The organism is Arthrobacter sp. H20 (assembly GCF_000520515.1).
Lineage (GTDB): Bacteria > Actinomycetota > Actinomycetes > Actinomycetales > Micrococcaceae > Arthrobacter_D.
Window position 1 is genome coordinate 1 of record NZ_KI914745.1, and the last position, 21,189, is coordinate 21,189.

General features: G+C 62.6%; 19 protein-coding genes, 1 tRNA gene and 2 pseudogenes. 9 read left to right on the top strand and 13 right to left on the bottom strand.

Translation table 11 applies throughout. The annotated features are described in order from the left end of the window. The first annotated feature begins 94 nt into the window (after window positions 1–94). Complete coding sequence (locus Y703_RS0113285) at window positions 95–637, top strand: carboxymuconolactone decarboxylase family protein (RefSeq protein ID WP_026548695.1); 543 nt, start codon at window positions 95–97, stop codon at window positions 635–637. On the opposite strand, the gene Y703_RS21680 is transcribed toward Y703_RS0113285, so the two are convergent. Further along, entirely contained in the window at window positions 569–1,093 is a 525-nt protein-coding gene (locus Y703_RS21680; RefSeq protein WP_173400635.1) for a heavy metal-responsive transcriptional regulator, read from the bottom strand. The two genes, Y703_RS0113285 and Y703_RS21680, sit on opposite strands and share 69 nt — an antisense overlap. Before the next feature lie 53 nt (window positions 1,094–1,146). Between Y703_RS21680 and Y703_RS0113295 the strand changes: the two genes are divergently transcribed. The 3 genes from Y703_RS0113295 to Y703_RS23170 are packed head-to-tail and all read left to right on the top strand — an operon-like array spanning window position 1,147 to window position 2,843. Further along, window positions 1,147–1,488, top strand: a complete 342-nt coding sequence (locus Y703_RS0113295; protein ID WP_026553095.1) for a hypothetical protein — start codon at window positions 1,147–1,149, stop codon at window positions 1,486–1,488. A gap of 1 nt (window position 1,489) precedes the next feature. Next, on the top strand, window positions 1,490–2,575 hold the full coding sequence (locus tag Y703_RS19920) for a dihydrolipoyl dehydrogenase family protein (protein WP_253908049.1): 1,086 nt from the start codon (window positions 1,490–1,492) through the stop codon (window positions 2,573–2,575). After that, window positions 2,556–2,843 carry an NAD(P)/FAD-dependent oxidoreductase gene (locus Y703_RS23170; protein WP_253908050.1) on the top strand — a complete coding sequence of 96 codons (288 nt, stop codon included), beginning with the start codon at window positions 2,556–2,558 and terminating at the stop codon, window positions 2,841–2,843. Before Y703_RS19920 ends, Y703_RS23170 begins: the two co-directional genes overlap by 20 nt. A gap of 47 nt (window positions 2,844–2,890) precedes the next feature. Here the strand turns inward: Y703_RS23170 and Y703_RS0113305 are convergent, their stop codons facing one another. Next, window positions 2,891–3,628: a flavodoxin family protein gene (locus Y703_RS0113305; protein ID WP_035765178.1), complete on the bottom strand. Its 738-nt coding sequence runs from the start codon at window positions 3,626–3,628 to the stop codon at window positions 2,891–2,893. Between the two features lie 397 nt (window positions 3,629–4,025). Here Y703_RS0113305 and Y703_RS19925 point away from each other — a divergent pair. After that, window positions 4,026–5,318: pseudogene (locus Y703_RS19925) on the top strand (IS256 family transposase). Here the strand turns inward: Y703_RS19925 and Y703_RS19930 are convergent. The 10 genes and pseudogenes from Y703_RS19930 to Y703_RS0113360 form a co-directional block, all read right to left on the bottom strand. Then, window positions 5,284–5,990 (bottom strand): annotated as a pseudogene (locus Y703_RS19930) (ATP-binding protein). The pseudogenes Y703_RS19925 and Y703_RS19930 sit on opposite strands and share 35 nt — an antisense overlap. A gap of 295 nt (window positions 5,991–6,285) precedes the next feature. Then, a tRNA-Pro gene (locus Y703_RS0113320) sits at window positions 6,286–6,359 on the bottom strand. Between the two features lie 165 nt (window positions 6,360–6,524). Continuing rightward, complete coding sequence (der, locus tag Y703_RS0113325) at window positions 6,525–8,069, bottom strand: ribosome biogenesis GTPase Der (protein ID WP_026553097.1); 1,545 nt, start codon at window positions 8,067–8,069, stop codon at window positions 6,525–6,527. A 17-nt stretch (window positions 8,070–8,086) separates the two neighbouring features. Beyond that, window positions 8,087–8,782 (bottom strand): (d)CMP kinase, encoded by a 696-nt coding sequence (gene cmk, locus Y703_RS0113330; protein WP_026553098.1) that lies wholly within the window; start codon window positions 8,780–8,782, stop codon window positions 8,087–8,089. Then, complete coding sequence (locus tag Y703_RS0113335) at window positions 8,779–9,891, bottom strand: prephenate dehydrogenase (protein ID WP_035765184.1); 1,113 nt, start codon at window positions 9,889–9,891, stop codon at window positions 8,779–8,781. The genes cmk and Y703_RS0113335 overlap by 4 nt, the downstream gene beginning before the upstream one ends. Before the next feature lie 3 nt (window positions 9,892–9,894). Next, a complete protein-coding gene (locus Y703_RS19935) occupies window positions 9,895–11,352 on the bottom strand; it encodes a pseudouridine synthase (RefSeq protein WP_081743542.1) in 1,458 nt (485 codons plus the stop codon). A gap of 24 nt (window positions 11,353–11,376) precedes the next feature. After that, a complete protein-coding gene (locus Y703_RS0113345) occupies window positions 11,377–12,027 on the bottom strand; it encodes an SMC-Scp complex subunit ScpB (RefSeq protein WP_026553100.1) in 651 nt (216 codons plus the stop codon). Then, a complete protein-coding gene (locus Y703_RS0113350) occupies window positions 12,024–12,896 on the bottom strand; it encodes a segregation and condensation protein A (RefSeq protein WP_026553101.1) in 873 nt (290 codons plus the stop codon). Before Y703_RS0113350 ends, Y703_RS0113345 begins: the two co-directional genes overlap by 4 nt. Window positions 12,897–12,898: 2 nt before the next feature. After that, a complete protein-coding gene (locus tag Y703_RS0113355; protein WP_026553102.1) occupies window positions 12,899–13,777 on the bottom strand; it encodes a ParA family protein in 879 nt (292 codons plus the stop codon). A gap of 458 nt (window positions 13,778–14,235) precedes the next feature. Next, window positions 14,236–16,155 (bottom strand): AMP-binding protein, encoded by a 1,920-nt coding sequence (locus Y703_RS0113360; protein ID WP_026553103.1) that lies wholly within the window; start codon window positions 16,153–16,155, stop codon window positions 14,236–14,238. A gap of 175 nt (window positions 16,156–16,330) precedes the next feature. Between Y703_RS0113360 and Y703_RS0113365 the strand changes: the two genes are divergently transcribed. The 4 genes from Y703_RS0113365 to Y703_RS0113380 are packed head-to-tail and all read left to right on the top strand — an operon-like array spanning window position 16,331 to window position 20,620. Then, entirely contained in the window at window positions 16,331–17,014 is a 684-nt protein-coding gene (locus Y703_RS0113365; protein WP_026553104.1) for a GntR family transcriptional regulator, read from the top strand. Next, on the top strand, window positions 17,007–18,542 hold the full coding sequence (locus Y703_RS0113370) for an MmgE/PrpD family protein (RefSeq protein ID WP_026553105.1): 1,536 nt from the start codon (window positions 17,007–17,009) through the stop codon (window positions 18,540–18,542). Before Y703_RS0113365 ends, Y703_RS0113370 begins: the two co-directional genes overlap by 8 nt. Next, entirely contained in the window at window positions 18,543–19,484 is a 942-nt protein-coding gene (gene prpB / locus Y703_RS0113375; RefSeq protein ID WP_026553106.1) for a methylisocitrate lyase, read from the top strand. Beyond that, window positions 19,481–20,620, top strand: a complete 1,140-nt coding sequence (locus Y703_RS0113380; protein WP_026553107.1) for a bifunctional 2-methylcitrate synthase/citrate synthase — start codon at window positions 19,481–19,483, stop codon at window positions 20,618–20,620. Before prpB ends, Y703_RS0113380 begins: the two co-directional genes overlap by 4 nt. A gap of 48 nt (window positions 20,621–20,668) precedes the next feature. Here Y703_RS0113380 and Y703_RS0113385 read toward each other — a convergent pair whose 3' ends face one another. Further along, the gene (locus Y703_RS0113385; protein ID WP_026553108.1) at window positions 20,669–21,145 is read right to left on the bottom strand and encodes an 8-oxo-dGTP diphosphatase; all 477 of its coding nucleotides are present in this window, start codon (window positions 21,143–21,145) and stop codon (window positions 20,669–20,671) included. Window positions 21,146–21,189 lie beyond the last annotated feature (44 nt).

A 21,189-nucleotide genomic window follows, 5' to 3' on the forward strand; every position in this document is an offset into this window, starting at 1 on the left:
GCAACGTCAGCCCCAACGCCAAACTTTCTGTCGTGCCCGCGAAAGCCCGCCACCCCAATATCTTTCTGTAGTCACACCAAAAGAAGGAATACCCATGACCCGTATTACCGTCCACACCCCCGAGACCGCCCCCGAAGAAAGCCGCAACGAACTCGCTGCCCTCGGGAAACAGTTCGGGAAAGTCCTCAATATCCACGGCGCCATGGCCCACTCCCCCGTTGTCCTGCAGTCCTACGTCGCCCTTCAGCAGGTCATCGGCGACTACGGCACCTTCGACGCACGCACCCGGGAAGCCATTGCCCTGGTCGTCGGCAACGTCGACGAATGCACCTACTGCCAGTCCGCACACACCATGGGCGCCAAAGCCGCCGGACTCACCGAGGATCAGACCATCGCAATCCGCAAGGGCGAAATCGACTTCGACAACAAACTCTCAACGCTGCTGGAACTGGCCCGCCAGGCCACCGCAAACAAGGGAGCCGTCAAAGACGCAGACTGGCAAACCGCCCTAGACGCCGGATGGTCCGACACCGAACTCACTGAACTCTCCACCCACGTGGCCCTGAACCTATTCACCAACTACTTCAACCACCTCGTCGAAACCGACCTCGACATCCCAGCCGCACCAAGCCTCTAACTCCCCCACAAACCCATGTAGGCCCTGCCGTCCGTTCGCGGCAGGGTCTACATGTCCTTCAACGGTGTGATGATGTGCCCTGATATCCGCGTCGAAACAATCAGCGGAGTCAAGGCCCCGACTCGTCTCGATCAGCTCGCTGATCTCCGCGGACAAGGCAGCAAGTTCGCGTTGACGGACCTGAACATCGACAAGTTTCTGTTCGAGGAGAGCCGAAACGTGGGCGCACGGCACCTCACCTGCATCGCGTAGCCGCAGCGTGCTCGAAATCTCAGCCAACGTCAGACCTGCTCCCTGAGCCGACCGGATGAACCGCAAACGACCCACAACCGCGGAACCATACCTGCGGTAGCCGTTTGAGTCGCGGCAAGGACCCGGCAGGAGACCCTCACGCTCATAGAACCGGATGGTCTGACTATCCACGCCCGCAAACGCTCCGATTTCCCCAATACGCATGCCCTAGTCTAACCCTTGACCTTATAGTCGACTATGAGGTTTACAGTCGAGACATGAAGATCACCCTGCAGTATTTCGATGACTGCCCCACCTGGACCCTCGGCCACGAACGACTCGTCGCGTTAGCTGAGGAACGCACCGACATCGTCCTCTCACTCCAAAAAAACGAAACCGCCGACGACGCCGAACGGGCTGGCTTTCACGGGTCGCCGAGCATCCGGATCAACGACATCGACGTTTTTGCCGCCCCTGGCGCACCAGTCGGACTGGCCTGCCGTCGATACCTCACCCCAGACGGACCAGCCGGCGCCCCGACCATCGACCAGCTCAGGGCAGCACTACCACCCGCTACAGCCACGACTACGACTCCACTTTCAGACCAGAAAGAAATATGAAATGACTACCGACGTCGACCTTCTGGTCATTGGTGCCGGGATGGCGGGAATCGCCGCCGCGACCAAATGCGCGTCGCATGGGTGGAATGTTGTAATCGTGGATTCTCTTCCCTACGGCGGAACCTGTGCCCTGCGAGGATGCGATCCCAAGAAAATTCTCAGGCGTGGCGCCGAAGTAATGGAGGACGCCCGGCTCATGAGCGGTAAAGGGGTGAACCCCGGAACCCTGTCCATCAACTGGCAGGACCTGATGGAACACAAACACGGATTCACCCAACCGATCCCCGCGACCATGGAGGAAAACCTCCAATCACACGGGGTGCAGACCCTCCACGGAAATGCCACTTTCACCGCCCCGACACGAATCGACATCGCCGGAGCATCGTATGGAGCCGCGAAAATTCTTGTAGCAACCGGTGCCGCACCCCGACCGCTGGGTTTCCCCGGGACAGAACATGTCATAGACAGTACCGACTTCCTCAACCTTCAGCGCCTGCCGCCCCGGATCGTTTTCGTCGGTGGAGGTTTCATTTCCTTTGAATTCGCTCATATCGCCGCCCGAGTTGGAAGCTCCACCCTCATCCTTGATCGCGGCGCCCGGCCACTGAAAAACTTCGACCCGGACCTCGTTGACCTGCTCATAGCGCGCGGCACAGACTCAGGCGTCATAGTTCAGGCCGACACGAGCATCACAGGCGTCGTCAGGTCAGACAACGGATTCCACATACACCTCAATCAAGGTGGAAAGTCGTCAACGATTGGCGCCGACCTTGTCGTTCACGGCGCGGGCCGGGTCCCAGACCTATCCCGGTTGAACCTCGAAGCAGGCAACGTCGCCTATGGGCCTAAAGGAGTCCAGGTCGCCGACCATCTTCAGAGCACCACCAATCCCACCGTCTACGCAGCAGGTGATTCAGCTGACACTCCGGGTATGCCGTTGACCCCGGTCGCAGTGTTCGAAGCCAAAGTCGCAGCTTCGAACATGCTCAAATCGACCACCACGATACCTGACTACACCGCCATCCCGACGACGGTCTTCACCATTCCTGAAGCTGGTTCGCCTCGGCATGCTCGAAAAGGAGGCTGAAGCGAACGGTCTGGACATTGACGTCCGCTACACCGATACCAGCCGCTGGTACTCGAACTACCGCACAGGGGAAACAAGCGGTGCATCGAAAATCCTGATTGACAAGTCAACCGATCAGATCGTCGGCGCGCATCACTTCGGCACCGGATATGCCGAACTAGCGAACACCATCAGCGTGGCCATGAAACACAGCCTCACCACCCGGCAGCTGAAATCAACAACAGCGATCTACCCATCGGTCGGATCAGATTTAGGCTCGCTCCTCTAAGTGTCCGGAACAGCTGTGCCAGGCAACACCTGGCATAGCTGTTTAAGCTACCGGTATTCCGGATTCGCCTCGAGACCAAACCGGTCGCCTTCTTTCCACGCTTCAGGTAAATTCCCCTGGGCGGGGATGCCTCCAGCCATTTTCAGGATGCGAGCCATATGAAGCAGGTTCCACGTCATAAAAGTGGTGTTGCGGTTGGTGAAGTCATTCTCGGGACCACCCGAGCCTTCGTCCAAATAGCTCGGACCCGGTCCGGCTTCCCCGATCCAGCCAGCATCCGCCGCCGGAGGAATGGTCACCCCAATGTGCTGAAGGCTATAGAGAATGTTCATCGCGCAATGCTTGACGCCATCCTCATTCCCCGTCACCAGGGCCCCGCCCACCTTCCCGTAATAAACGTACTGCCCCCGAGAGTTAGTCATCCCCGACATCGCGTACAGCCGTTCAATGATCTGTTTCATCACCGAACTGTTATCCCCAAGCCAGATTGGGCCCGCCAGCACCAGAATGTCTGCCTGTTCAATCTTCTCGAAAATGGTCGGCCAGGCGTCTTCGTCCCAACCGTGATCGCTCATGTCCGGGTACACACCCGTCGCCACCGGAAGATCAACCGGTCGCACAATATCCACATGGACACCCTTCGCCCGCATCAAATCAGCACTCAGGCGGATCAACCCGGACGTGTGGCTCAACTCGGGACTACGCTTCAAAGTGCAATTAAGGAACACTGCCCTCAGACGAGCGAACTCATCGTCACCGCTCACGGACTTCGCGCTGTCGGCCATCTAAAAAGTACTCCTATCTAGGTAACGGAAAACCACAGATCGCCCTCAACAATCCGTGGCTCGGTCGCCAATCCAGCCTGACCGAATAGACACCACGATAGGCCCAACGAAGTCCTCACTATGTAACCCAGAGCACAGACTTTACGACCACTTCCATCAGCTCAAGCATCTTTGATGCTTTCGTGAAGAAAGCAACTCTCAGGGGATGACGTAGGCACGCCCCAGCTCTGAAGAAATGCACAGCCCACCTTGTGTCAATGGCCAATAGTCTGTGCCCACGGGCGACCAGCAAAAACGCCCGCTGGTGGCCATGAAAACTGCCCACCGGGGACTGTGGAATTAACGGTGTATCCGGCTCGACACGCCGGGCGGCGAGCCTGGCGGGGAGGAGCCCGATATGGCCGCAACACTTGAGGCTGTGCCGAGTACGAAAACTGATGAAGAGAAGACAGAGATAACTGAGGCTGACGCTGCCCGCGAACTGGTTCGTATGGCCAAAGAGCAGGGCCTGTCCTTGACGGGTCCCGACGGATTGCTCAAGCAGTTGACTAAAACCGTGATCGAGACCGCGCTCGATGAGGAAATAACCGAGCACCTCGGATAAGAAAAGCACGATACGGCGGGGAAGCAGACCGTGAACTCCCGTAACGGGGTGCGCCCAAAAACGGTGTTGACGGAGACCACCGGCCCGGTGGAGGTGGACGTGCCGCGGGACCGGGAAGGCGCGTTCGAGCCGGTCATCGTCAAGAAGCGCCAGCGCCGCCTGAGCGGGGTCGATGAGATGGTCCTCTCGCTCTACGCCAAGGGCCTGACCACGGGGGAAATCAGCGCGCACTTCGCCGAGATCTTCGGCGCGTCCGTCTCCGAGGAGACGGTCAGCCGGATCACCGACAGGGTGCTCGAGGAGATGGCCGCCTGGCAGAACCGGCCGCTGGACCAGGTCTACGCAGCGATTTTCATCGACGCTATCGTCGTGAAGATCCGCGACGGGCAAGTCGCCAACCGCCCGATTTACGCCGCCATCGGCGTAAGCCTCGAGGGTGAGAAGGACATCCTGGGGCTCTGGGCCGGGACCGGCGGGGAAGGCGCGAAGTCTTGGATGAGCGTGCTGACCGACATCAAAAAACGCGGCGTGAAGGACACGTTTTTCCTGGTCTGCGACGGGCTCAAGGGTCTGCCTGAAGTCGTGACTAACGTCTGGCCGCTCACGACAGTGCAGACCTGCATTATTCACTTGATCCGGAATACCTTCCGGCTGGCGTCGAAGAAGGACTGGGACGCCCTCAAACGGGATGTGAAGTCCATCTACACCGCCCCCAACACCGCAGCGGCTAGAGCTGCGTTCGAAGAGCTCACGGAGCGTTGGGGTAGGAAATACGGGGCCATCATCAGGCTGTGGGAAAACGCGTGGCAGGAATTCATCCCGTTCCTGGACTACGACGTGGAAATCCGGCGCGTGATCTGCTCGACCAACGCCATCGAATCCCTCAACGCCAGGTACCGGCGCGCCGTGAAGGCCCGAGGGCATTTTCCCACCGAGCAGGCTGCGCTAAAGTGCCTGTACCTGGTCACCCGATCCCTCGATCCGACCGGTGCTGGCAAGACCCGATGGGCCGTGCGTTGAAAGCCCGCTTTGAACGCCTTCGCCATCACTTTCAGCGACCGATTCCCGGCCGCTGAAAGCTACTAAAAGAAACCGCCGGATACACCGTTAATGAGACAGTCCCGCCCACCGGGTGTTTGGTGGCGTTGGCCATGTTGGGTAACGGGTTTAGCTCATCGGCGTGACTCCTTTTTCGGCGGGGGCCTGGCTGAGGCGGATTGAATCTCCTGAGGTTTGGCAGAACGTGCGCGTGGTGCAGCAGCCGGTCGACGGTGGCTGTGGCCAGGGTTTTAGGCATGAGCTCGTCGAAGCCGGCGGGGTGCAGATTTGAAGAAACCGCGATGGAGCGTTTCTCTAGGCGGCGTCGACTAGGCGGTAGAACCCCTCCGCCGCGTCCGTGCCGACCAACAACAGGCCGATGTCATCGACGACCACTAAATCCGCCCGCAGGATCCGGGCGACGACTTTGGTGACGCTGTCATCGGAGCGGTGGGCGCGCTTGAGGGCCCCGAGGTCCTCGAGTCGGAACCAGGCGACCTGCATGCCGGCCTCCACGGTCTGCTGCCAGAGGGCTTCGAAGAAAAGTGTTTTGCCAGTGCCTGAGGGGCCGCAGATCACGATATTCTCCTTCCTTCCGATCCATTCCAGCGTCCGCAGCGACTGCTGCGTCGGGGCGGGAATTGAGGAGGCGGGGGGATCCCAAGTGTCGAAGGTTTTCCCGGTGGGGAAGCCTGCGTCCTTGCGTCCAGTGGCGAGCATGGACCGGGATCGGCCGGCGACTTCCTCGACGAAGAGTGCTTTGATGACTTCGGCCGGTTCCCCGCGCTGGGCGCGTGCGCGCCGCCGAACAGGCCAACGCCTTCCTCAGCAGGTCGGCTCGACCTTCGCTGACGCCACATACGACACAGCAACAGCGGGAACGCGGTCTGTGACGGCCGAGATGTGCCGCAGAGGATGTTTTGGTCCCCATTTGGTCCCCTGGACTGGGGAATGCCGCGTTCAGAAACGACGAAACCCCGATGAGATTTGCCGTCTCATCGGGGCTTCTCTACTGTCGGGATGACAGGATTTGAACCTGCGACCCCTTGACCCCCAGTCAAGTGCGCTACCAAGCTGCGCCACATCCCGATTGGCCAGCCGATGAAGGCTGAACCACCTGAAGAATCCTATCGCATACCTTGGCCCTGAACGAACCGGGCCAGGGCTGCAAACAGGTTCCGCAGACAGAAGCTGCCCGCAGGCTCAGGATCGCCGATTGCAAGGGGCGCTCCTGGGCCTTGGGGCCGTTTCTGGCTACTTCTTCTTGCCGCGCTTCTCACGGACACGCATGGCGACCTCGATCGGGGTTCCTTCGAAGCCGAAGGTCTCCCGCAGACGACGCTGGATAAAGCGGCGGTAGCCGGGATCCAGAAACCCGGTGGTGAAGAGTACAAACTTCGGCGGACGAGAGGAAGCCTGCGTGCCGAACAGGATGCGGGGCTGCTTTCCGCCACGGACCGGGTGTGGGTGGGCAGCAACCAGTTCACCAAGGAACGCGTTGAGGCGACCGGTCGGGATGCGGGTGTCCCACGATTCAAGTGCACGGTCAAGGGCCGGGGTCAGGCGGTCCTTGTGCCAGCCGGTCAGCGCCGAAATGTTTACCCTGGGCGCCCATTCGACGTGCGCCAGGTCCTGTTCGATTTCGCGTTCCAGGTACTTGCGGCGCTCATCGTCCATCAGGTCCCACTTGTTGAACGCCAGCACCAATGCGCGGCCGGACTCCATGGCGAGATTCAGGATCCGGATGTCCTGCTCGCTGAGCACCTCGTCCACGGCCAACAGCACGACTGCCACTTCGGCCTTTTCCAGGGCCGACTGCGTCCGCAGCGACGCATAGAAGTCAGCGCCCTGGGCCATGTGGACGCGTCGGCGGATGCCGGCGGTGTCCACAAAGCGCCAGACGCGACCGTCGAGCTCGATCATCTCGTCAACCGGGTCGCGGGTAGTACCGGCCAGCGGATCCACTACTACCCGGTCGCTGCCGGCCAGCTTGTTCAGCAGCGATGACTTGCCCACGTTCGGGCGACCGATCAGTGCCACACGACGGGGACCACCGGAGCGCTCCAGCCCACCGTGTGCAGAGAACTTCGGCAGCACCTCAAGCGCCTGATCCAGCATGTCGCCGGTACCGCGGCCGTGAAGGGCCGAGACCGGCCACGGCTGGCCGAAGCCCAGGCCCCACAGGGTGGCGGCGTCGGCCTCGTTCTGGATGTCGTCAACCTTGTTGGCGACCAGGATGACCGGCTTCTTCTTTTTGCGGAGCATCTGCACGATGGCTTCGTCGGTGGCGGTGGCGCCGACAGTGGCATCGACGACCAGCAGCACGGCGTCGGCCATGTCGACGGCGATCTCAGCCTGGTCTGCCACCCGGGCGTGGATGCCCCGGGCGTCGTGTTCCCAACCGCCAGTGTCAACGAGGGTGAATCCACGGCCGTTCCAGGTGGCCGAGTACATGACCCGGTCACGGGTAACGCCCGGCGTGTCTTCAACTACCGCTTCACGACGGCCGAGGATGCGGTTGACGAGAGTGGACTTGCCCACATTGGGGCGTCCGACGATAGCGAGCACGGGGTCGAGCTGCAGCGGCGCGTCGGGGTCGTAGTCCTCAGGCTGCAAGGCAAGCAGCGCCGCGTCTTCCTCGTCAAGCTCGTAGTCGTCGAGGCCGGCCCGGAGCGACCGCGCGCGGACCTCTGCCTCATCGTCGTCGATCCTGGCCAGGCGCTCCGCAATCGAGTCCTCGCCGGTCGGCTCAAACTCTTCTGCCCCTTCAGTGTCAGGGCGTGCCTGGTTGTCAGTCATGAGTGCATTCCTTCGTCTCAGTGTGCAACGGTTCGAACGACGTCGAGCACAGCCGTGATGGTCTGCTCAAAATCGAGTTCCGATGAATCTACGGTAACCACGCCATCTGCGGCCTGGTGAAAATTGACTACTGTCGAGTCCTTGGTGTCCCGGCCGATGACCTGCTCCTGCAGCTGCGCCTCGGTCTGCGTACCGCCGAGCTGGTCGCCACGACGGCGCAGGCGTGCTGCTTCGCTGGCAGTGAGCAGGATCCGCACTTCGGCATCGGGTGCGACGACGGTGGTGATGTCCCGGCCCTCGGCCACGATGCGGTGGCCTGAGTCGGCGATGATCTGACGCTGCCGCCGGATCAGCTCGCTGCGGGCGCCCATCGTGGTGGCCACCGCCGAGACGGCGACGGAGACCCGCGGTTCACGGATCGCGTCGGTCACGTCCTGACCGCCCACTGCCACAGCTTCGTTGTCAGCGCGGGTACTGATGTTCAGGTCGATCGTGCGGGCGGCGTGTTCGACTGCGGCGCCGTCGCCCAGATCGACCCCTTCGGCCAGGCAATGCCAGGTGACCGCGCGGTACATCGCGCCGGTGTCCAGGTAGGCGGCGTGCAGCTGGCGTGCGGCTTCACGGCTCACGCTGGACTTTCCGGAACCGGAGGGCCCATCGATAGCCACTACTAGAGACTTGCCGATGCGGAAGAGGGAATGAGGGGTGTTCACTGAACCACTTTCCAACCGTTGGCAGTAAGAAATTCGAGGAGGTCGTGGCGTTTGCCGGGCACCACTGATATTTCGGCCATGCCGACCTGACGCCCCGGCGAGTGTTCAAGCCGCAGGTCCTCAAGGTTGATGCCGGCGTCGCCAATTTCGGTAAGGAGCCGCGCTATCTGGCCAGGCACGTCATCGACCAGCACTGTCATGCGGGCGAAAGCCTCCGGCGGTGTACCGTGTTTTCCGGGGATGCGGGCCTGGCCCACGTTGCCCTCGGAAATCAGTTGCGCCATGTCGAGCCGTGACCCGGCACCGGTCGGGTTCTCGAGGGTGCCGATCAACCGGTTCAGGTCCTCACGGACCCCGTACAGAATCTGCACCAAGCGGTCAGCGTTCGCCGACAGGATCTGCACCCACAGCCGGGGATCGCTCGCGGCGATCCGGGTAACGTCCCGCAGCCCGTTGCCGGCCAACGCCAGCGCGTGCGGCGGTGAGTCCTGCAACCTGCTGGCCACGAGCGATGACAGCACCTGTGGCAGGTGCGAGATCAGCGCTACCGACTGGTCGTGCTCCTGCGCACTCATGCGCGCCACGACCGCGCCCAGGTCGATTGCAAGTGCCTCTGCCGTGCGAATGGCAGCAGTAGTGCTGTGCGCCCCGGCGCACACCACCCACGGCATGCTGGTGAAAAGCTGCGCGCTGGCGGCAACTGGCCCGGATTTTTCGCGGCCAGCCATCGGGTGGGTCCCCACATAGCGACTCAGTGCCGCTTCATCGACGGCAGCGGTCAGGTGGTCAAGCACTGAAGCTTTAACACTGGCAATGTCGACGACGACGGCGCCCGGGTAGTCGGTAAGCAACCTGGCGCTCAGGTCCGCTGTCACATCCGGTGGTGCGGCAACGACGATCAGCTCGGGGTTGAGCGATTCCGCCGGGATGAGGGACCGTCCAGCGCCGATGTCCTCGGCAACCGCCTGGGTGGACGGCGAGATATCGGTAAGTACGACGTCGATCCCGCGCGCCCGGAGCCCCAACCCAATACTGGCGCCCAGAAGCCCCGTACCCACAATGAGCACGGGACCCCTCAGGTGGGTACCGCCGTTGTTAGCGCCAGGCATGTATTAGAGTCCCACCGCTGCCAATAGGTGTCCGACTTCCTGGTTACCCAGGACCCTGATGCTGCCCTGGCGCTGGTCGTTGACCCGGATCGGGCCCACCTGGGTGCGCACCAGACGCTCGACTGGATGACCGACGGCCTCGAAAAGGCGACGGACCACGCGGTTGCGGCCTGAGTGAAGCACTACCTCGACCAGGATGTGTCCCGGTGTGGAGTCGACCAGCCGGAACGAGTCGACGCTCGCGATGCCGTCTTCCAGTTCGATGCCTTCGCGCATCTGCGCGCCAATGCCGTGGGCCATCGGTCCGCGCACCTGCACGAGGTAGGTTTTGGGGACCTCGTAGGAGGGGTGGGTGAGGCGGTTGGTGAGTTCGCCGTCGTTGGTCAGCAGCAGCAGACCCTCGGTGGCGACGTCGAGACGACCCACGTGGAAGAGCCGCTCGTTTTCGTTCTTGTTCTTCAGGTAGTCGCTGATGCATGGACGACCCTCGGGGTCCTCCATGGTGCAGATGACGCCCTTCGGCTTGTTGAAGACGTAGTAGACCAGGTGGTCGTTGAGCTGCAGGCGGATGCCGTCGACGTGGATGGCGACCTGCGTGGGGTCAACCCGGACACCGAGGTCGGTGACGATGGTTCCGTCAACCTCAACGCGCCCGTCCTCGATCATTTCCTCGCAGACCCGGCGTGACGCCACTCCTGCCGACGCCATGATCTTCTGGAGGCGCACGCCGTCAGGGTTGTGGACATCGAGCCGGTCGACGGGTAAGGCTTTGGGACCCTGGACCTTGGGCCGGCGGACCGGCCCAAGGCTCTGACCGAAGCGTTCCCTGCCGAAGGCCTTGGGGCCGGCCGGCTTTTGCCGGTTCCCGCTTTTCTTGGCTCCCGCGGGCTTGGGTGTGCGGGCAGCGAAGGGACGTCCTTCGGCCGAGCCCTCTGAGGACCCGCGGTAGCCCCCGCTGGTAGGGCGGCCACTGGTAGGGCGGCCGCCGCCACGTGAAGAACTGTCGCGTGAGTAGCCGCCCTCGCGTGGCGCTCCCTCGCGACCCGGCTTCGCGCGGGCCGCACTACCGCGGGCAGGGCCCTGGCGCTTTGCGCCGTCGCGGGCTGGTCCCCTGCGTTCGCCGTCGCGGTCTGAACCGGAACCACGGCCGGCCCCGTCACGGGAGGAACCCTGGCGGGCATCGCCGTCCCGCCCGTCGCCAGCCGTTGAACCGCGGCCAAATGCGTCGCGTGCCGACCGGCCGCGGGCAGACCCCGATCCGGCACGAGGCGCGCCGCCGCGTGCTGATCCGCCGCGTGGCGCACCCTCACGGGAACCTGACTCTCGGGGAGTGCTGTCACGGTTGGACTCGTCGCGCGCCGAGCCGCCTCGCGCGAAACCCTCGCGGCCGCTGGCAGGGCGTGCGGACCCGTCGCGATTGGGGGTGTTGCGTCCGGAGCCGGAACGTGGCGCCTGTGTCATTGAATATCCTTCTAGCTAGCGTATTTAGTACGTGGTGTCATCAAAGTCACCGAGATTTTCCAACCCGGGTAGATGTGGTGAAAGCTGAGGTAGGTCAGCAACGCTGCCAATACCTAATCTTTGCAGAAAGTACGAAGTTGTTCCGTACAGAATTGCGCCTGTCTCAGGATCTGTTGCCTCTTCGGCGATCAGACCGCGCAGTGCCAAGGTGCGTACCACCGAATCCACGTTCACTCCGCGGATCCCTGAAACTCTTGCCCGAGACACCGGTTGCCGGTAGGCGATGACGGCGAGGGTTTCCAAAGCTGCCTGTGACAGGCGGGCGCTTTGTCCTTCGAGCACGAACTTCGCCACTACCGGCGCAAACGTGCTGCGCGAGAAAATCCGCCATCCTCCGGCGACGCTGCGTAACTCGAAGCCACGCGGCTGTGAAAACGCCGGATCGGTGGTGTGCCCTTCCGGGCCCTGACCAGTATAGCCGTCATACTCCTGCTGGAGTTCCACCAGTAGGCGCTGAACTTCCCCGACGGGCACCAGGAGCGCTGTGGCGAGCTGCATATCGGTGATTGGTTCGTCGACGACCATGAGCACCGCCTCCAGAGCGGCCTTGATCCCGCCCGGCTCCCCCGAAGCATCAAAGACGGTTTCGGCGGCAGCAGGCTCCTGGTCTTTCAACGTGATCCTTCAGTGGCTTCGGCGGCAGGACGTGGCTGGTCATATTCTTCGCTGATCGATGCCGGCGACCAGTCGGTTGCGCCCGCCGACCACCGCACGATCAGGGTGCCCAGCGGGGCACCCTGATCAAAGCAGATCACAGCATCGCGGAACATTTCCAGCAGGGCAAGGAATCTGACCACGACGGTCAGCATGTCCTCGGCGTCCTGTGTGAGCTGCCGGAAGGAGAGCGGGAGCCCCTGCCTCAAGCGGGTTCCCAACAGTTCAGCCTGTTCACGGACGCTCACTATTGACCCGTGTAGATGGTCGATTCCCACCTCGGTGGGCGCCGGTTCGCGCGGCTCGAGCGCTTTGGCCGCCAGCGCGGCGAATTGCTCCGGGGTGGTACGCCAGGCGAGCTCCGGCATCATCGCTGCGAACTGGGGTTCGAGGCTGACCTCCCGAGGAAGCCGCGTGCCCTCGTCAGCCAGCCGCTCACCCAGTTGCCGAGCGATTTCCTTGAAGGCCTTGTACTGCAGCAATCGGGCAAACAGGAGGTCACGTGCTTCTAGCAGCGCCACATCCTCATCGTCTTCCACCTCACCGGCGGGCAGCAGTCGCGCCGCTTTCAAGTCCAACAAGGTGGCAGCGATGACCAGGAATTCGCTGGCTTCGTCAAGCGAGAAATCAGCGTCGGTTCCCTGAAAGGCACGAATATAGCCGATGAATTCATCGGTCACGGTGGCGAGGGCTATTTCGGTGATGTCCAGCTCATGTTTGGAAATGAGCCCCAACAACAGGTCAAACGGTCCATTGAAGTTGTCTAGCCGGACGGTAAAGCCTGCAGGCTCTAATGCGGCGTCGTCGCTGTCCGGCGCGGCGCGCTGCATAGTTAGGGGGCGCCGCCGCGGGAGATCAGTTCCTTCGCCAGCCGGCGGTAGGAATCTGCACCTGAGTGGTTGGCTGCGTAGGAGGTGATCGGCTCGGCGGCTACCGTTGCGTCAGCGAATTTGATGGTCCGCTTGATGACTGTTTCGAACACCTTGTCGCCGAATGCCTCAACCAGCCGCGCTATGACCTCACGACTGTGCAGCGTCCGCGCGTCATACATGGTGGCGAGGACGCCGTCGACCTGGAGACGAGGGTTGAGCCGGTCCTGCACCTTCTCAATGGTTTCGACCAGCAGCGCAACAGCCCGCAGCGCGAAGAACTCGCAGATCAGCGGGATGATCACTCCGTGCGCCGCAGTGAGTGCGTTCACAGTCAGCAGTCCGAGCGAGGGCTGGCAGTCGATCAGAATGACGTCGTAGTCATCCGACACCTTCCGCAACGCACGGTCAAGCACCTGCTCGCGGGCAACCTCGTTGACCAGCTGCACCTCGGCGGCCGAAAGGTCAATGTTGGCGGGCAGCAGGTCAACATTCTCGAACGCAGTTGTCTGTATGGCGTCCTGAATGCGCACCTTCCGATCCATCAGCACGTTGTAGACGGTGACGTCGAGTTCGTGCGGGTTGGTGCCAAGGCCAGCGGACAGGGCACCCTGCGGATCGAAATCCACCAGCAGCACCCTTCGGCCCGCTTCCGCGAGCGCCGCACCCAGGTTGATGGTGGAGGTGGTCTTACCAACGCCACCCTTCTGGTTCACCATCGCTATCACGCGGGCCGGTCCGTGGGAGGAAAGAACCGGCGGTTCGGGGAACACGGTTACCGGGCGACCAGTGGGCCCGATCTCGGCGTCCGTCAGAGTTGTGGAACCCTGTTCGCTACTCACGTATGTATCCACGCTTCCGTTTAATCGCTGTGCTGAAGTTATTGCTTGCTTACCTGCACTCAACGTTACAACCGGGGCTGCATTCCGACGGGTAAATCCGCTGACACCTACCCGCGAGCCTTTAGTTTCAACCTGAGGTTCAAGCTTCTTCGGGCGGCTCATAGACCGCACCGGTACAGTTTCCCACTGACCGACGTCGTTCGCTGGGACGGTCAGTTCTAGCGATTCCCAGTCATGGGGCCCGATCAGTGGGAAAATACGTCGAACAGGGCAGGCTTCAGACTTGAACCGGTCGATACCGAGGATCTGGACCGATGCCAGCCACGAGATCCGGGCGGTGCGACCCCAGACCGCGACCGCAGACCGCGGGCTGCCAGCCAGTGGCAGGGCGGCCTTGGACACCCCCTCCCGCCGAGAAGCGAGTTTTGGCGATTCTGGCACCCCCGAAGTCGCCAGAGCTAACTCCTGGGCGGGGTGGGTGAGGGTCGCAGCACCGGTTTCATGGCATCCAGAACACTCTGATCCTCGATGGTCGAGGGAACTACATAGTCCTCGCCGGCGGCCATTTGCCGCATGGTCTTGCGAAGGATCTTGCCGGACCTTGTCTTCGGTAAACCGTCCACCACCACTGCGTGTTTGAAGTCGGCTACCGGCCCGATCTGGGTCCTCACCAGGTGAACCAGTTCCTGTTCAAGTGCCACGGGACTGATGTCAGAACCCGCTTTCAGCACCACGTAGCCGCTGGCGCGCTGGCCTTTTAGCGCGTCGGCCAGCCCGATGACCGCGCATTCGGCGACGGCGGGATGCTGCGCCAGTACCTGCTCGATGGCACCGGTGGACAACCGGTGTCCAGCAACATTGATGATGTCGTCGGTGCGGCCCATAACGAAGACGTAGCCGTCGTCGTCGACATAGCCCGAATCACCGGTGACGTAGTACCCATCGAATGCGCTCAGGTAGGAGCTGATATAGCGTTCGTCGCTGCCCCACAGGGTCGGGAGGGTCCCGGGTGGCAACGGTAGCTGCAACGCGATGTTCCCTTCGGTTCCGGCCGGGACCACCCGGCCGTCGGCGTCGAGAATTCTGAGGTTGTACCCGGGCTGGGGCAGCGTCGGCGATCCAGGCTTGATGGGAAGCTCTTCGACGCCGCGCGGATTGGCGCAAATGGGCCAGCCGGTCTCGGTTTGCCACCAGTTGTCGATCACCGGAACATTCAGGGTCTCGCCAGCCCACCGGTAGGTGTCGATGTCGAGCCGTTCACCAGCGCAGAACAGCAGACGCAGGCTCGATGTGTCGTATGCCCGGAGGAGCGCTGCCTGCGGGTCGACCTTCCGCACGGCACGCAGCGCGGTGGGCGCAGTGAACAGCACATTGATGCTGTGATCGCTGATCAGCCGCCAGAATGCCCCGGCGTCCGGCGTTCCGACCGGCTTCCCCTCGTACAGGACTGTTGTCGCCCCAGCGAGCAGCGGAGCGTAGACGATGAAGGAATGACCCACCACCCAGCCGACGTCGGACGCCGTCAGCATCACGTCTCCGGGGCCGACGTCGAAAATGTTGGTAATTGCCCAGGTCAAGGCGACCGCGTGGCCCCCGTTGTCCCTCACGACTCCCTTCGGTGACCCGGTGGTACCCGAGGTGTAGAGGATGTAGAGCGGGTCCGTGGCTTTAACCGGAACCGGATCGGCCGGCTCGGCGGTGGCCAGAGCCGTATCCCAGTCCAGCCAGGTGGTTCCCGACATCGAACTGAAGTCCGACGCGTGGTTGACGAACCCCTCGCGCAACTTCACGATCACGGCACCCACCCGGTGGTCGCACAGTTCGAGGGCCTCGTGCACTGACGGCAGGTACTCGATGGGACCGCGGGGCTCCAGGCCACCGGAGGCTGTGACCACCACGGTGGGCCGCGCATCCTGGATCCGTGAGGCTAGCTCCCTGGCGGCGAACCCCCCGAAGACCACCGAGTGGACCGCCCCGAGCCGGGCGGTGGCCAGCATGGCGATCAGCGCCTCAGGCACCATCGGCAGGTAGATCACCACCCGGTCCCCTTTGCCGACCCCCTGCGAGCGCAGGACGCCTGCGAAACGTGCCACCTCATCCCTGAGCTCGGTGTAGGTGTACTTCAACACCAGGCCGAGCATCGCCGAATCGTAGATCAGGGCTGTGCTGTGACCCCGTCCGGCCTCAATGTGGCGATCAAGTGAGTTGTAGGACGTGTTCAGCTCGCCGTCGGGAAACCACCGGTGGAGGGGCGCGGCTGTGCTGTCCAACGCGGTGGTGGGTTCCTTACTCCAGTCCACTCCCCTGGCCGCCTCCAGCCAGAACTCCTGCGGTGCTTCAAGGCTTCGGCGATACAGCGTGCGATAGTCCTGGCTCATCGGGTTCTCCTCCACGTCAGTGTGTTGTGCTGACATCCTACTGATGAGCGCCATCCGTGTATACACAGGGGTCACAAGATCGTCGGAATTGGCGTCTAATCTTGCAGATGACCCGTTGTCTGTATACATTAACAGGTGAACATCAGCGGCAGAGCCAGCGTCGGCAGGAGGATCAGTGCGAGCAAGCGACAGGGCCTACGCGGCACTGAAGTCCGACATCATCGAATGGCGGCTGGTCCCGGGCACAGTGCTGGCGGAGGTGGAGCAATCCGCCCGGTTGGGCGTATCTCGGACTCCCCTGCGGGAAGCTCTGGCCCGGCTCGGCGCTGAAGGCCTCACTGCCGCGCAGGCTGGCCGCGGCGTCGTCGTTACCGATATCTCGGTGGAGAAGATGACCCAGCTCTTCGACGTCCGATTGGCGCTGGATTGCAAAGCGGCCGAGCTGGCCGCTGTGCACCGGGACCCCGCCGTCTTCGCCGCTCTCGGACGGAGATTCGACGCCGCAGCTCACCTCATCACCGGGAACGACCCTGACCAGCGTGACTACTACGCGCTGGTCTCCGACCTGGATTCAGCAGTCGATGACGCCGCAGACAACCAGTTCCTCCGTCAGGCCCAGGGCCAGCTCCGAGCACAGTTGGTGCGCATCAGGCGACTCGCCAAAGATAATAGCGACCGGCTGCTGTCGTCCGCAGCCGAACACGCCCAGATAGCGCGCTCGATCGCCGGCGGCAACACTGACCTTGCATCAGCTGCCACCAAGATCCATCTCCACAACAGTCTTGACCATCTGCTGGCATCGAAGAATAGTTTCGACTCCGGTTCCGTTCCATCCCGAAAGGCTCACCTCAATGGTTGAACATCATCTGGTCCGTACCCACCGCAGCGACGAGAACCTCGTCCGCGAACAGCAACTCGCCTACCGGCTGGCGTTGGTTGCCGCCGACCCCGTGGAAGTAGACGCTGACGTTGCCGACATGGTGATCAACCGCATCATCGACAACGCCTCAGTTGCAGTTGCCTCGTTCACCCGTGCCCCGGTGGCCGCTGCACGCGCACAGGCGACCAGCCACCCGGCCTCGTCGAACGGTGCAGGGGCAACCATCTTTGGGATTCGCGAGAAGACCTCCCCGGAATGGGCCGCCTGGGCCAACGGGGTCGCCGTCCGTGAACTGGACTACCACGACACTTTCCTGGCAGCCGACTACTCACACCCCGGAGACAACATTCCCCCTATCCTCGCCGTGGCCCAGCACACCGGGCGATCGGGACGGGACCTGCTGCGGGCCATCACCACCGGCTATGAGATTCAGGTGGATCTGGTGAAAGCCATCTGCCTCCACAAGCACAAGATCGACCATGTAGCGCACCTCGGCCCATCGGCGGTTGCCGGTATCGGCACCCTGCTGGATCTCGACGTCGAAACCATCTTCCAGTCCATTGGCCAGGCGCTGCACACCACCACTGCGACCCGCCAGTCACGCAAGGGCGAAATCTCCACCTGGAAGGCCCACGCTCCGGCCTTCGCCGGGAAGATGGCGGTTGAGGCAGCGGACCGTGCCATGCGCGGCCAGACCTCCCCCACTCCGATCTACGAGGGCGAGGACGGCTTCATCGCCTGGTTGCTGGACGGCCCTGACGGCAGGTATGAGGTGCCGCTGCCGGCGGCGTCCGAACCCAAACGGGCCATCCTCGACACCTACACCAAGGAACACTCGGCCGAGTACCAGGCCCAGGCACTGATCGACCTCGCCCGCAAGCTCCACACAGCACACCCGGAGGCCACCAACCCCGACCTGGTGAAGTCGATAGTGATCCATACCTCGCACCACACCCACAATGTCATCGGCTCCGGCGCGAACGATCCGCAGAAGTACGATCCCACAGCGTCCCGCGAGACCCTTGACCACTCGATCCCCTACATCTTCACCGTGGCGCTGCAGGACGGTTCCTGGCACCACGTCGACTCCTACACGCCCGAGCGGGCCGGCCGAAGCGACACCGTTGCACTCTGGCAGAAGGTCACCACCCGCGAAGACCCAGAGTGGACCAGGCGCTACCATTCGCTGGACATCAGCGAAAAGGCTTTCGGGGGTCGCGTGGAGATCACCCTGACCGACGGCACTGTCATCACCGATGAGCTGGCAGTCGCCGATGCTCATCCGTTAGGGGCCCGCCCGTTCGCTAGGGACCAGTACATCAACAAGCTGCGCACCCTCGCTGCGGGCCAGGACGGCCACCGGATCGTCGACGAAGCAGAGATCGACCGGTTCCTCGGCGTCGTCGAGCGCTTGCCCGAGCTTGCTGCTGGCGAACTCGAACAGCTCAACCTTGTCGCGTCCGCCGGCGTCATCGACCCATCCACCGCACCGAAGGGACTCTTCTAAATGTTGTACTCCTCAATCACCCCCGAACAGAAGCGGATCGCCTTCCGCGAAGGGCTGGCTTCAGGACGGATCCAGCAGTTCCCGGGTGCCTTCAACCCACTCTCAGCGCGACTGATCCAGGACAAGGAGTTCGACGGCGTCTACATCTCTGGTGCGGTGCTCGCCAACGATCTGGGTCTGCCTGACATTGGCCTGACCACCCTCACTGAGGTGGCCACCCGAGCAGGGCAAATTGCCCGGATGACCGATCTGCCCTCTATTGTCGACGCCGATACCGGTTTCGGGGAGCCAATGAATGTGGCACGGAGCATCCAGGAGTTGGAGAATGCCGGCCTGGCCGGCTGCCACATCGAGGATCAATTCAACCCCAAGCGGTGCGGGCATCTGGATGGCAAGAACGTGGTCGACCTGGACACGGCGACCAAACGCATCCGTGCAGCAGCTGACGCCCGGCGCGATCCGAACTTTCTGATCATGGCGCGTACTGACATTCGCGGTACCGACAGTCTCAAGGCGGCTCAGGAGCGTGCCCGTGCTCTGGTGGATGCTGGCGCCGACGCGATCTTCCCCGAGGCGATGCGCGACCTGAGCGAATTTCAGGCAATGCGCGACGCCGTCGACGTCCCGATTCTGGCGAATATGACCGAGTTCGGGAAGAGCGAGCTGTTCACCCTTGACCAGCTCGCCTCCGCGGGGGTCACCATGGTGATCTATCCCGTCACCCTGCTGCGTAGTGCAATGGGCGCGGCGGAGCGTACGCTGGAAACGATCAAGGCCGATGGCACCCAGCAGGGGGCCGTCGGTGCCATGCAGACCCGAGCCCGTTTGTACGAGCTCGTCGACTACGAGGCGTACAACCGTTTCGACACCTCGGTTTTCAATTTTCAGGTGCCCGGTTCGCCGGAGCAGACCCCGTCCGCAGTTGAACAGGAGTCCCCATGACAGAAACGCAGATCTACAAAGGGTTGGCCGGTGTCACGGTCGACACCACGGCAATCTCAAAGGTCAATTCCGACACCAACTCGTTGATGTACCGCGGGTACCCGGTGCAGGAGCTGGCCGCCAAGTGCAGCTTCGAGGAGGTGGCCTATCTGCTCTGGCACGGTGAGCTGCCCTCCGCCGATCAGTCGGAAGAGTTCACAGCGTTTGAACGCAGCCATCGAGATCTCGCTGACAATGTGAAGGCCGCCATCGATCTGCTCTCTGTCTCCTGTCACCCGATGGACGTTGCCCGCACCGCCGTATCGGTGCTCGGCGCCAACCACCCCAAGGCCGGTGACTCCTCCCAGGAGGCAAACCTTGAGAAGGCGATGGAACTGTTCGCAGCATTTCCCGCTGTCGTCGCCTACGACCAGCGGCGTCGTCGTGGTCAGGAAATCGTCGCCCCGCGGGACGATCTTGACTATTCAGCTAACTTCCTGTGGATGACCTTCGGTGAGGAAGCGGCACCGGAGGTCGTTGAGGCTTTCAACGTGTCAATGGTGCTCTATGCAGAGCACTCGTTCAATGCTTCCACCTTCACCGCACGAGTCATCACGTCAACTCTCGCTGACCTCCACTCGGCGGTCACCGGCGCCATCGGTGCGCTGAAGGGCCCCCTGCACGGCGGGGCCAACGAAGCGGTGATGCACACGTTCGAGGAGATCGGGATTCGCCCTGACGAGTCACGGGAAGACGCTGCTGCCCGCGCCAAGGCCTGGATGGAGGATGCTCTGGCCCAGAAGAAGAAGGTGATGGGATTCGGACACCGGGTCTACAAGAATGGCGACTCGCGGGTACCCACCATGAAGGCCGCGCTGGACGGAATGATCGAGCATTTTAACCGCCCTGAACTGCTCGGACTGTACAGCGGTCTGGAAGCCGCCATGGACGAGGCCAAGAGCATCAAACCCAACCTGGACTACCCAGCAGGGCCCACCTACCACCTGATGGGTTTCGACACGGAGATGTTCACCCCGTTGTTCATTGCCGCCCGGATCACCGGGTGGACAGCGCACATCATGGAGCAGACCGAATCCAACTCCCTGATCCGTCCGCTCAGCGCCTATAGCGGCCCCGAGCAGCGCGAGGTCCCCTGACCCACTCTGGCCTGGACCTAACCCTCAAGGGTCCGGGTTTTGAGGGGGTCAGGCGAATACGGCGCTGAGCACCGTCTCGTTGTCAGAATTGAGGGTGACGAGCACATCCAGCTGATCACCGGCGATCACCGACCCCAGCCAGTGTCGCGCATCGTCCCACATGCCCTCCCACGGCAGGTCATCCACCGGGTACCAGGCGGGGACCACCTCGACAGTGGGCTGCGGGGTTCCGGTCCACTCGACGGCGGTGAAGATGGACGCGTCCATGTCGGCTGCGGGCTGTGCCGGGAATCGCCAGCGGACCCGTCCCAGATGAGCCAAATGGGCTTCGACGACGACGACGCCTGACTCCTCGGCCACCTCACGCACGGCTGCCTGGGCTTCGGTTTCGCCGGGTTCCACTCCCCCGCCAAGCGTCACGATCCGCCCGGCGCCGAATCCCGTCTTCTTCAGCCCAAGCAGCACTTCGCTCCCTGCCGCCGTCTCACGGAACAGGAAGCACAGCACAACGGGGCGGGGTTTCATGAGGCCCAAGTGTAGCCTCCAAACCCTCCGCCGAACCGTGAGCT